The 11,688-nt window shown below is 72.4% G+C and carries 11 protein-coding genes; 4 read left to right on the top strand and 7 right to left on the bottom strand.

Annotated features, from left to right (window positions below; translation table 11 throughout):
- The first annotated feature begins 6 nt into the window (after window positions 1–6).
- From VFG42_RS15355 to VFG42_RS15345, 3 genes are all read left to right on the top strand, one after another.
- Window positions 7–1,029, top strand: a complete 1,023-nt coding sequence (locus VFG42_RS15355; protein WP_324909617.1) for an iron-siderophore ABC transporter substrate-binding protein — start codon at window positions 7–9, stop codon at window positions 1,027–1,029.
- Window positions 1,030–1,062: 33 nt separating this feature from the next.
- A complete protein-coding gene (locus VFG42_RS15350; RefSeq protein ID WP_324909616.1) occupies window positions 1,063–1,575 on the top strand; it encodes a hypothetical protein in 513 nt (170 codons plus the stop codon).
- Between the two features lie 73 nt (window positions 1,576–1,648).
- Window positions 1,649–2,992: a Fic family protein gene (locus VFG42_RS15345; RefSeq protein ID WP_324909615.1), complete on the top strand. Its 1,344-nt coding sequence runs from the start codon at window positions 1,649–1,651 to the stop codon at window positions 2,990–2,992.
- Between the two features lie 25 nt (window positions 2,993–3,017).
- On the opposite strand, the gene VFG42_RS15340 is transcribed toward VFG42_RS15345, so the two are convergent.
- Window positions 3,018–3,923, bottom strand: coding sequence for a PfkB family carbohydrate kinase (locus VFG42_RS15340; protein ID WP_324909614.1), 906 nt, complete (start codon window positions 3,921–3,923; stop codon window positions 3,018–3,020).
- A 36-nt stretch (window positions 3,924–3,959) separates the two neighbouring features.
- On the opposite strand from VFG42_RS15340, the gene VFG42_RS15335 reads away from it, so the two are divergent.
- Window positions 3,960–5,150 (top strand): MFS transporter, encoded by a 1,191-nt coding sequence (locus VFG42_RS15335; RefSeq protein ID WP_324909613.1) that lies wholly within the window; start codon window positions 3,960–3,962, stop codon window positions 5,148–5,150.
- Here VFG42_RS15335 and VFG42_RS15330 read toward each other — a convergent pair.
- From VFG42_RS15330 to VFG42_RS15305, 6 genes are all read right to left on the bottom strand, one after another.
- Complete coding sequence (locus VFG42_RS15330; RefSeq protein ID WP_324909612.1) at window positions 5,147–6,181, bottom strand: LacI family DNA-binding transcriptional regulator; 1,035 nt, start codon at window positions 6,179–6,181, stop codon at window positions 5,147–5,149. The genes VFG42_RS15335 and VFG42_RS15330 overlap by 4 nt on opposite strands.
- Window positions 6,168–7,004, bottom strand: a complete 837-nt coding sequence (locus tag VFG42_RS15325) for an ABC transporter permease (protein WP_324909611.1) — start codon at window positions 7,002–7,004, stop codon at window positions 6,168–6,170. The genes VFG42_RS15330 and VFG42_RS15325 overlap by 14 nt, the downstream gene beginning before the upstream one ends.
- Window positions 6,997–7,947 (bottom strand): ABC transporter permease, encoded by a 951-nt coding sequence (locus tag VFG42_RS15320; RefSeq protein ID WP_324909610.1) that lies wholly within the window; start codon window positions 7,945–7,947, stop codon window positions 6,997–6,999. The genes VFG42_RS15325 and VFG42_RS15320 overlap by 8 nt, the downstream gene beginning before the upstream one ends.
- Window positions 7,944–9,182 carry a spermidine/putrescine ABC transporter substrate-binding protein gene (locus VFG42_RS15315; protein ID WP_324909609.1) on the bottom strand — a complete coding sequence of 413 codons (1,239 nt, stop codon included), beginning with the start codon at window positions 9,180–9,182 and terminating at the stop codon, window positions 7,944–7,946. Before VFG42_RS15315 ends, VFG42_RS15320 begins: the two co-directional genes overlap by 4 nt.
- A 30-nt stretch (window positions 9,183–9,212) precedes the next feature.
- A complete protein-coding gene (locus VFG42_RS15310; RefSeq protein ID WP_324909608.1) occupies window positions 9,213–10,244 on the bottom strand; it encodes an ABC transporter ATP-binding protein in 1,032 nt (343 codons plus the stop codon).
- Between the two features lie 390 nt (window positions 10,245–10,634).
- Entirely contained in the window at window positions 10,635–11,657 is a 1,023-nt protein-coding gene (locus tag VFG42_RS15305) for a LacI family DNA-binding transcriptional regulator (RefSeq protein WP_324909607.1), read from the bottom strand.
- Window positions 11,658–11,688 lie beyond the last annotated feature (31 nt).

Raw genomic sequence — 11,688 nt, 5'->3', positions numbered from 1 at the left:
AGCCTCATGATGAACAAGAAGAAGCCCCTCCCCCTCCTGCTGCTCGCCGTCCTGGCGCTCGCCCTGGCGGCGTGCGGCTCGTCGGACGACGACGGCAGCAGCTCCTCCAAGGCCACCACCTCCTCGGGCGCCTACCCCGTCTCGCTGACCGGCGCCTTCGGCACGACCACGATCGACCACGCGCCGTCGCGCGTCGTCACGCTCGGCTGGAGCGACCAGGACGTCGTGCTCGCGCTCGGCGTCAAGCCGGTCGGCGTGTTCGACATCGGCCCCGACTTCCCGCAGGGCGTCGGCCCGTGGGGCGCCGAGCAGATCGGCGACGCCAAGCCGGAGAAGCTGTCGATCGCCGACGGCATCCCGTTCGAGAAGATCGCCGCGCTGCGCCCCGACCTCGTCATCGCCGTCCAGAGCGGCGTGACCGAGGACGACTTCGCCAAGCTGTCGAAGATCGCGCCGACCGTCACCTACAACAAGGGCGCCGGCCTGTACACGACGCCGTGGGACGAGCAGGCGAAGATCATCGGCCAGGCGCTCGGGCAGCCCGAGAAGGCCCAGCGGCTGGTCGACGCCACCAACAAGGCGTTGGACAAGGCCAAGGCCGACCACCCCGACATCCAGGGCAAGACCTTCAGCTACACGGCGCGCCAGGAGGCGTCGCAGGTCGCGGTGTACACGCCGAGCGACCTGCGGATCAAGTTCCTGGAGGACCTCGGGATGAAGCTGTCGTCCGGTCAGCGGCAGGTCGCCAAGGGCGAGCAGTTCTTCGCCAACGTCAGCTACGAGCGCCTCGGCCTGCTCGACGCCGACGTGTTCGTCTCGTGGTTCAACACCGACAAGGACCGCAAGTCCTTCACCTCGCGTCCCGGCTTCCAGGACCTCGACGTCATCCAGCACGGCGGCTTCGTGCCGCTGACGCTCGTCGAGGCCCAGGCGCAGGGCGCGCCGACCGTGCTGTCGATCCCGTGGGCGATCGACCACGTCGTGCCGCTGATCGAGCAGGGCCTCAGGGGTGAGGGGCCGAAGGCGTAGCGATCGCCCGCCGTCGCCGGTAGCGTGCGCGCCATGCCCGAACTGGAGCTGACGCGCGCGCCCGGCGACAAGAAGCTGTACGTGCTGGAGGGCGTCGGCTCGCTGCGCCTGCGCGGCTGGTTCAGCCGCTCCGCCTCCGCCGAGACCGCCGTCGGCGACCGCTCCTGGGAGCTGGCCCAACGCGGCGTCTTCCACACCGTGATCGAGGCCTACGACGCCGCCGGCACGCCGGTCGGCGCCTACGAGCCCCGTGCGTTTCGCCGCGGCGGCAACCTCATGTGGCACGACCACGGGTACGGCCTGCGCCCCGCCTCCGCCTGGAAGGAGCGCTACGCCCTGACCTTCGGCGGCGACCGCGAGCTGGCCATCATCGAGGGCAAGGGCTGGAGCAAGCGCCCCGTCAAGGTCGCCGTCCCCGACCCCTCCGCCCTCCCTCCCGGCCTCCTGCTCTTCACCGTCTACGTCGTCCGCTCGCTGGCCGAGAACGCGCAGACGGCGGCCACCGCCGGCGCGACCGCGGCGACGACGGTGGCCGCGACGGGGTAATCCAAGTCAATCCAAATCCATCCAAGGATTTGGATACAATCCAAGAACTTGGAACCTCTTGGATAGATTTGGAATGACGCTTCACGTCGCCCAGCCGCCCGACTCCTCCCGTGCCTTGAGCCTCGATCGCTTCCTCGCGATCACGCAGGCGAAGCTGCCCGCCGGCTATCCGCACTGGGACAAGCTGCGGCACCTGGACCCACCCGACGGCCTCACCTCCGAGGAGTGGTGGGCCGCGGTCAAGCTCGGTCGCACCCAGGCGGCGCGAACGCTGCCGCTCCGCGACCGCGACGGCGTGGCGTTCACCTACACGACGCCCGACCTCGTCCTCCGCGCCCTACACCTGGTCGACCAGCGCTGCGCCGGCGAGATCCGGATGCCGGAGGTCGTCACCGGCGACGCGCAGGCCAAGCGGCAGTACCTCGTCAACTCGCTGATGGAGGAGGCGATCCGCTCCAGCCAGCTGGAAGGCGCGAGCACGTCGCGCCGGGTCGCCAAGGAGCTGCTGCGCACCGGCCGCCGGCCGAAGGACCGCAGCGAGCTCATGATCGTCAACAACTACATGGCGTTGCAGTACATGCGCGAGTCGATGGGCGACCGGCTCCGGCCCGCCGACGTCCTCGAGCTGCAGCGCATCCTGAACGACGGCACGCTCGACGACCCGAGCGCCAGCGGCCGCCTGCAGACGCCGGACGAGCCGCGGGTCGCGGTCGTGGACCGCATCGACGGCGGCGTCCTCCATCGTCCCCCGCCCGCGGACCAGCTTCCCTCGCGCCTCCAAGCGCTCTGCGACTTCGCCAACGGCGACAGCGACGACGAGGACACGTTCATCCACCCGGTCGTGCGCGCGATCCTGCTGCACTTCTGGTTGGCCTACGACCACCCGTTCGAGGACGGCAACGGGCGCACCGCCCGGGTCCTGTTCTCATGGTTCATGAGGACCAAGGGCTACTGGTTGGTCGAGTACCTGTCGATCTCGAAGATCCTGCGCGAGGCGCCGGGGCGGTACAACCGCGCGTTCCTGCTCACCGAGACCGATCACGGCGACACCACCTACTTCATCATCCACCAGCTCGGCGTGATCGAGCGCGCGATCGACGAGCTGCACAAGTACCTGCGGCGCAAGGTCGCGGAGGTCCGCGGCGTGGAGAGGCTGCTGCGGGGAGCGAGCGGGTTCAACCACCGTCAGACCGAGCTGCTCGGCGGCGCGCTGCGCGACGGCGACCGCGTCTACACCTTCACCTCGCACGCCAACGCCCACGGCGTCACGCACGAGACGGCCCGCACCGATCTCCGCGACCTCGCCGACCGCGGCCTGTTGACGACCGAGCGCGAAGGGCGGCTCTACCGCTTCCATCCCGCGCCCGACCTCGCGGCCCAGCTCGAGGCGCTGGGCGCGACGGTCGCGCCGGGCTGAGGGCTCGGCGACGGCCTCGAACGGGTCACGGTCCGAGGCACAGCTCGGCCGCCCGCGGCGGGTCCGCGCCCGCGCGCTCGCAGGTCCGCGCGGCCACCGCGCACGCGAACGCGACCGCCTCGCGGAGCGCGTCGGGATCCCCCGGCGCCGGACGGCGGGCGAGCAGCGCGCCCAGGAACGCGTCGCCGGCGCCGATCGTGTCGACCACGTCCACGCGCGGCGCCGGGACCGTGAAGGCGGCGCCGTCGGCCTCGGGCGGGACGACCAGCGCGCCGTCGCCGCCGAGCGTGACGATCCCGGTCGCGCCCGCGCGCAGCAGCTCGCGCATCGCGCGCTCCGGCGCCGCGCCGGGCACCAGCCACTCCAGGTCCTCCGCGCTGGCCTTCACGAGGTCGGCGCGCGTGAGCACGCGCGCCAGCCGCGCCCGGTAGGCCGCCGCGTCGCCCCCGATCGCCGCCGGCCGGCAGTTCGGGTCGACCACGACGAGGACGTCGTCGGACGCCTCGGCCACCAGCCGCTCCAGCGCGCTCGCCGACGGCTCGAAGACCAGCCCGAGCGTGCCGACGCACAGCACGTCGACGTCCGTCCCGGCCAGCGCGCGCGCCACGTCGGCGTCGGTCAGCCCCGGCGCCGAGGTGCCGTCGACGTAGAAGGTGTAGGCCGCGCCGCCGTCGGGGCCGACGGCGGCGACCGCCAGCGTCGTCGGGTCGTCGGTCGCGACCACGCACCCCATCGCGACCCCGTCGTCGGCCAGCCCCGCGCGCAGGACCTCGCCCAGCGCGTCGGTCGAGATCCGCCCGAGGAACGCGACGTCGGCGCCGAGCCGCGCGGCCGCCCGCGCCGCGTTGTAGGGACCGCCGCCCGGCAGCGGGCGCAGCGCCGCGCCCTCGGGGACGAGGTCGACCAGCGCCTCTCCGGCGACCGCGATCACGCCCCGCCTCCCTGATACGTTGATAGCGCTCTCAGCATGGGGAACTACGGTCCGGTCCTTTCCGCTCCCGGCGCGCGCCGGTTGTTGTTCAGCTCGGTCGCCGGGCGGCTGCCGCTCGGCATGACGCTGGCCATGCTCCTGCTCGTGCGCGACCTCACGGGCGCCTTCGGAACCGCGGGCGCGGTCGTCGGCGCGTACGGCGTCGCGGCGGCCGTCGGCGGCCCGCTGCTCGGCCGGCTCGTCGACCGCTTCGGCCAGGCGCGCGTGCTCGTCCCGTGCGCGGCAGGCAACGCCATCGCCTTGGTCGCGCTGGTCGTCGCCGCGCGGGCCGACGCGCCGCCGGTCGTCCTCGTCGCGCTCGGGGCGCTGGTCGGCGCGGTGCAGCCGCCGATCTCCGCGTGCGTGCGCGTGATCTGGCCGGAGCTGGTGGCCGAGCCGCACGCGCGCGAGGCCGCGTTCGCGCTCGATGCGACGGTGCAGGAGCTGGTCTGGTCGTCGGGCCCGCTGCTGGTCGGCGGGACGATCGCGCTCGCCTCGCCGTCGGCCGCGGTCCTCGCGATGGCCGCGGTGTCGCTCGGCGGGACGCTGTGGTTCGTCTCCTCCCCCGCCGTCCGCGCCCGCGGCGGCCACGGCACGCGCACGCGCGGCGCGGGCGCGCTGACCGCGCCCGGACTGCGCCTGCTGCTCTTCGGCTCGTTCGGCGCGGGGATCGGCATGGGGTCGATCGAGGTCGGCCTGCCCGGCGTCGCGCACGACCTCCACGCCGCCGGCGCCTCCGGCGCGCTGCTCGCGCTGTCCTCGATGGGCAGCCTGACCGCCGGCGTCCTCTTCGGGATGCGGGCCTGGCGCTCGTCGCTGGAGGTCCGGCTGGCGGCGCTGCTCGTCGTCGCCGCGGTCGTCCTCGCGCCGCTGACGCTCATCGCCACGCTCGCCGAGGCGCTCGTGCTCGCATACGTGTCGGGGTTCTGCTGGGCGCCGCTGCTCTCCTGCACGTACGCCTTGATCGGCCGCCTCTCGCCGCCCGGCGCGATGACCGAGGCCTTCACCTGGAACGGCGCGGCCGTCGGCGGCGGGATCGCCGCGGGCGTCGCGGCCGGCGGGCCGCTGGTCGACGCGGGCGGCGGCGGTGCCGCGATCGTCCTGGGGATCGTCGCCTGCCTGATCGCGGCCGGCGCGATCGGCGGCCGCCGCCACGTGCTGGCGCGGGCCGTCGCCGCCACGGCCTAGCCCCGCTGCCGGACGCGCGGCGGCGCGCAGGACTCGCGCACCATCAGCCGGGTCGGCACCCGCACGACGTCCGGTCCCGCCTCGCCCCGTCCCTCCAGGCGCCGCAGCAGGCGGCCCATCGCCTCGGCGCCCAGGCGCTCGGTGTCCTGGACGACCGCCGACAGCTCGGGGGAGCCCCAGTCCAGCGGGTCGAAGCCCAGGACCGAGAGGTCGTCGGGCACGGCCAGGCCGAGCGCCTCGGCGGCGCGCAGCACGCCGACGCTCACCGACGCCTCGGACGTCAGCGCCGCCGTCGGCTCCATGTCCTCCAACAGCTCGGTCGCGCCCGTGACGACCGCGCCGACGTGGTAGTCGCCGGCCCGCAGCAGCCGCGGATCGAACGCGATCCCGGCCTCGTCCAGGCCGGCGCGGAAGCCGCGGTAGCGCTCGACGGCCGAGGACTTGTCCAACGGCGACGAGAGGTAGGCGATCCGCCGATGGCCCAGCCCGAGGAGATGGCGCGTGGCGTTCAGCGCGCCCGCGAAGTTGTCGGACACCACGCGCGCGGCGCTGACGCCCTCGACGATGCGGTCGACGGTCACGACCGGGATCCGCTCGGCGACCTCGCGCAGCGCGCGGTTGTCGCCCGCCGCCGGCGTGACGATCAGCCCGTCGACCATCCGCGACGCGAACGCGCGGATCAGGTCGTCCTCGGCCTCGGCCCGCTCGTCGGAGTTGCCCACGAGCGTCAGGTACCCGCGGGCGCGCGCGGCGTCCTGCACCGCGCGGGCCACCGACGTGAAGAACGGCACCTGGATGTCGGAGAGGACGACGCCGATCACCAGCGTCCGCCCCGTGGTCAAGGACCTTGCGTTGAGGTTCGGCGCGAAGCCGAGCCGCGCGACGACGCCCAGCACGTGCTCCAGCGTGTCGGGCCGCAGCACCTCGGGCGCGTTGAGCGCCCGCGACACGGTGGCCTTGCTCACCTGGGCCTCCCGCGCGACGTCGGCGATCGTCACGCGCCGCGCGCCGGGGCGGTCAGCCGAGGCCATCGGCCAGGCTCTTGGCGCCGTCGGCGCCGCGCCGCGTGATGAACCACGCGGCGCCCGCGACACCGAGCGCGACGACCAGGAACATCAACGTGGAGATCGCGTTGACCGCCGGCGTGACGCCGAACTTGACGTCGTTGAACACCGCCATCGGCCACGTCTCGCTGTCGCCCGACGCGGTGAACACGCTCAGCACGTAGTCGTCGAAGGACATCGTGAACGCCAGCAGCGCGCCGGCGACGATCGCGGGCATCAGCCGCGGCAGCGTCACCTGGCGGAACGTCGACAGCGGCCCGGCGCCGAGGTCGAACGACGCCTCCTCCAGCTCGCTGCCCATGCCGGTGAAGCGGGCGCGGACGATCAGCACGACGACCGCGCTGGACCACACGACGTGCCCGAGCAGGATCGTCTTCCAGCCCAGGGCGGGGAACAGCCCGACGTTCTCGTGGGCCTGCACGAAGAAGATGCGCGAGGCGACCGCGATGACGATCTCCGGCACGACGAGCGTCAGGAAGACCAGCGCGCTGAACGGCACGCGCCACCTGGAGCGGCTGCGGCCCAGCGCCAGCGCCGCCGCCGTGCCGAGCAGCGTCGCGATCAGCGCGTTGAGCGCCGCGATCTTCAGCGACAGCTCCAGCGCGCTGACGTAGCGGTCGGACCGGAACGCGGCGCTGAACCAGTGCAGCGACCAGCCCTTCCAGACCGACACGTCCTTGGACGCGTTGAAGGCGTACACGATGACGACGGCGATCGGGGCGTACAGGAACAGCAGGACGAGGACGCCCCACCCCGACAGCAGCCGCTTGCGGTTGGCCGCGCTAGGCACCGAACTGCTCCTCCCGCATCGCGGAGATCAGGTACAGAATCACGAAGATCGACAACAACCCCATCAGCGCCAGCGAGACCGCCGAGCCGAACGGCCAGTTGGACGCGCCGATGAACTGCCCCTGGATGACGTTGCCGACGAACAGGAAGCGGCCGCCGCCGAGCATCTCGGGGATGACGTACTCGCCGGCCATCGGGATGAAGACCAGCAGCGTGCCGGACAGCAGGCCCGGGCGCGTGAGCGGCAACGTGATGTCCTTGAACGCGCGCCACGGCGTGGCGCCGAGGTCCAGCGCGCCGTCGACCAGCGTCCAGTCCATGCGCTCCAGCGCCGCGTAGGCGGGCAGCACGAACAGCGGCAGGTAGCCGTAGACGAGGCCGATCAGGACGGCCTTCCACGTGTAGAGGATGTCGAGGTGCAGCTTGCCCGCGAACGAGCCGTCGCCGTCGAGGATGATCTTCCAGGCGAACGTCCGGATCAGGAACGAGGTCCAGAACGGGATGATCACCAGCAGGACGACGATCCCCTTGCGCTTGGCGCTGACGTGGCGCGCCATCCAGTAGGCCAAGGGGAAGCCGACGAGCACGGTCGCCGCGGTCCCGCCGAAGGCCATCAGGAACGTCTGCTTGAAGACGTTGAGGTACAGCGAGTCGAAGACCTGGCTGAACGCGTCGGTGTAGAACCCGTAGATGATCTGGTTGCCGGCGAAGGAGTCCGCCTGGCGGGCCAGCGCGAAGGCGACCAGGATCAGCAGCGGCGCGACGAACAGGACCAGGTAGTAGGCCAGCAGCGGCCCGGCCAGCCACCCGGGGTAGCGCGGCGCGAACGAGCGGACCCGACGGGCGCGGGTGCCCGCGGCTCCGGTGCCGGGACCGTCGCTCCCGCCGCCCTCCCCGGCCGCCGCCGAGGCGGCGGCCGGCCGGTGCAGCTGCTGGGCGCTCATCGCGTCGCCCGGAACTTCTCGTAGGCCTGCTGGCGCAGGTTGAGGACCTTCGGCGTCGGCGACAGGATGAACTTGTAGCCGTTGATCTTGTCCTGCTCGAGGTTGACGAGCGGGTTGTTGGCGTACTTCTTGGCGCCGGGCAGGTCCCACGTCTTGGCGTTCGCCGTGCCGTAGCCGGAGTACTTCATCTCCTGCAGGGCGATCTCGGGATCCAGGAGGTAGTTGATCCACGCGTGCGCGGCGACCGGGTGCGGCGCCTGGGCCGGGATCGCCCAGTTGTCGGCGAAGCGCTCGCAGGCGCCGTCGGGCGCGACGCAGGTGATGTCCTTGCGCGCGGCGGCGATCTGGGCGAGGTCGCCGGACCAGGCCTGGCCGTAGATGATCTTGCCGCTGACGGTGTCGGCGCGGTTGGTGGAGGCGTCGAGCGTCTTGATCGAGCCGGCCAGCGGCTGCAGGAACTTGACGGCCTTGTCGTAGTCGGCCTGGTTCTCGGAGTCGGGGTCCAGCCCCATCGCGATCATCGTGTCGCCGATGATCGTCGTGGTGCCCTCGAGCATGTTCGTGCGGCCCTTCTTGGCCGCGGCGGGCAGGCCCTCCAAGAACTCCATGTAGGTCTTGGGCGTGGCGTCGATCAGGTCGTTGCGGTAGTAGAAGCCGACGTAGCCCCAGTTCTTGACGACCGTGAACTTGTTGCCCTTGTCGTAGTCCAGGTCCTTCCACTGCGGCTGCAGGTTGGACATGTTGGGGATGAGGCTGTGGTCGAGCTGGTAGAGCAGACCGGCCTCGCCCAGCGGGGCGATCGAGTTCTGGCCCGGAACGATGATGTCGTAGTCGCCGCCGCCCGCCTTGATCTTGGCCTCCATCTCGTCCGAGGACGAGTAGTAGGTCTCCTTGACGGTCGTGCCGGGGTTCTGCTTGTGGAACGAAGCGCGCGTCTTGGGGTCCAGGTACTCGGAGAAGTTGTAGATGAGCAGGTTGGACTCCAGCGGCTTGCCCTCCAGGCGCGCGCTCGCGGCCTTGGCGCTGCCGCCGCCGCCCGAGGAGCCGCCGGTGGATCCGCCGCAGCCGGCGATCAGCAGGGCCAGGCCGCCGAGGCCGATCGCCTCGCGGCGGGAGACCTTGACGCCGCGCTCGCGCCACGCGGCGTTCTGCGACAGGCGCGCGAGGCGGTCGATCTTCGGCTTGAGGCCGGCGGGCGCGAGCAGGCGGAGCTCGCCATCGGACTTGGGGGACATCGTGGGTTCTCCTCCGGGGATGGGGCCGCGCTAGGCGGCCAGGACGATCGGGGCGGTGTCGGCGAAGGTCAGGCAGACGCGGTCGCCGGTGGCGAGCGCGTCGACCGTCGCGTCCGCGCCGGTGCGCGGGACGACGGCGGTGACCTCGGTGCCGTCGGTCAGCTGGGCGACGACCTGGATCGAGCTGCCGAGCTGCAGGCGCGTGACGACGGTGGCGGCCAGGCGGTTGGGGCCGGCGTCGCCGCCGGGCGCGACCGTGACCTTCTCGGGCCGGATGCCGACGACGACCTTGCCGGCGGGGGCGCCGGTGGTGCGCGCGGCGACCGTCGAGCCGCCGGCGACGTCGATCGTCGCGACGCCGTCGGCCGTGGTGCGCACCGCGCCGTCCAACACGTTCATCTCGCCGACGAAGCCGGCGACGAAGGCCGAGGCCGGGCGGTCGTAGATCGCCTCGGGGGCGTCGAGCTGCTCGACGCGGCCCTCGGACATCACCGCGATCCGGTCCGACATCGACATCGCCTCGCCCTGGTCGTGGGTGACGTAGACGAACGTGATGCCGACGTCGCGCTGGATCCGCTTCAGCTCGACCTGCATGTCCTTGCGCAGCTTGAGGTCCAGCGCGCCGAGCGGCTCGTCGAGCAGCAGCACGCGCGGCTCCATCACCAGCGCCCGCGCCAGCGCGACGCGCTGCTGCTGGCCGCCGGACAGCTCGCGCGGCTTGCGGTTGGCGCGGCCCTCCAGGTGCACCAGCTCCAGCGCGGCGTGCGCCTTCTGATGGCGCTCCTTCTTGTCCAGCCTGCGCTGCTTGAGCCCGTAGGCCACGTTGTCGAGGATCGACATGTGCGGGAACAGCGCGTAGTGCTGGAAGACCGTGTTGACGTCGCGCTTGTAGGGCGGCAGCCCCACCGCGTCGGTGCCTCCGATCAGGACCTCGCCGCTCGTCGGCTGCTCGAAGCCGGCGATCATCCGCAGCGACGTCGTCTTGCCGCAGCCCGAGCTGCCCAGCAGCGACAGGAACTCGCCCTGATGGATCCGCAGGTCCAGGTCATCGACCGCCGTCACGTCACCGAACCGCTTGGTGACGCCGCGGAACTCCACATCGAAATCAGCTGAGCCCATGTGCGGGCACACCTCCTCAGGGCCCCCGCGACCCGGCGCGAGCCCTCCGTTCACGTGCTCCGAAACCGGTTCCAGCAACCGGTTTCGCGGCACCGTAACAGGGGCGGCTGAGAGGCGCAAGAGAAAACTGATAGCGCTTTCATGAAGATCGCGATAGCGCTGTCAGAGACCTGCCGCACGCCAACGCGCGGCGTTCGGAGCCAGACGCCCCACCCACCCCCTCTCGCGATCCGGGTCACTGCGAACGTGACATGGACGTTCGCAGTGACCCGCGTCCCGCTCGGGTGGCCGAGGCCCGCCGCGCGAAGGGCCGCGCGGAGCGGCGCGCGGGCCTCAGCCCGAGGAGGCGCGCACGACCAGCTCGGTGCCGAGCCGGACGCGGCGTACCTTCGCGCCCGGCTCCGCCAGGCGCCGGAGCAGCAGGCGACCCGCCTCGCGGCCCAGCTCCATCACCGGCTGGACGACGGCGGTGACCTGCGGGTCGACGAGCGTCAGCCAGTCGATGTCGTCGAAGGCCACCACGGCCAGCTCGTCCGGGACCTTCAGCCCCAGCTCGCGCGCGGCCAGCCAGACGCCGTGCGTCATGAAGTTGTCGGTGGCGAACACCGCGGTGACGCGCCGGCGCTTCGGCGCGCCCAGCAGCCGCAGCGCCGCGTCCCGCGCCCCGGTCGGCGTGAACTCCGGCGTGACCGCCTCCCACGCCGGATCGATCTCCAGCCCCGCCGCCTTCAGAGCACCCCGATAGCCGCGGATCCGCTGCGCGGTCGAGGACGACCCGGCGCCCGACGTGACGATCCCGATCCGCCGATGTCCGCGCTCGACGAGGTGCTCGACCGCGCGCGTCGCGCCCGCCGCGTTCTCCACGGTGACGCAGTCGGCCTCCAGGCCGTTGACGCTGCGGTCCAGCAGCACCAGCGGCTTGCCGGGGTCCTGCGTCCGCGCGGCCCCCGCGCTGGCGGCGGGCGCGATCAGCAGCCCGTCGACCTGCGTGCGCAGCGCCTCGATCGCGCGGGCCTCGCGGGCCGGGTCCTCGTCGGAGTTGGCCAGCAGCAGCGTGTAGCCCTCGGGCTCCAGGACGTCCGCGACGCCGCGCGAGACCGTCGCGAAGAACGGGTTCTCGATGTCCCCGACGACCAGGCCGACCGAGCGCGTCGAGCCGGAGGCCAGCGCCCGCGCGACGTCGTTGCGCCGGTACCCCAGCTCGGCCCCCGCCGCCTCCACCGCCGCGCGCGCCTTCGCGCTGACGTGGCCGTAGCCGCCGAGCGCCCGCGCGGCCGTCGCGAAGGAGACGCCCGCCGCCTTGGCGACGTCGGCGACCGTGGGACTGGACGCTGCGCGCTCGCGGCCGGTGGACATGGCCCGCGACCCTATCGGCTGCCGTGTCCGA

Origin of the sequence: Baekduia sp., assembly GCF_035685985.1 — a bacterium.
GTDB lineage: Bacteria > Actinomycetota > Thermoleophilia > Solirubrobacterales > Solirubrobacteraceae > Baekduia.
Note: the sequence above shows the minus strand (reverse complement) of the source record. Positions and strands in the feature narration are given on the sequence as shown.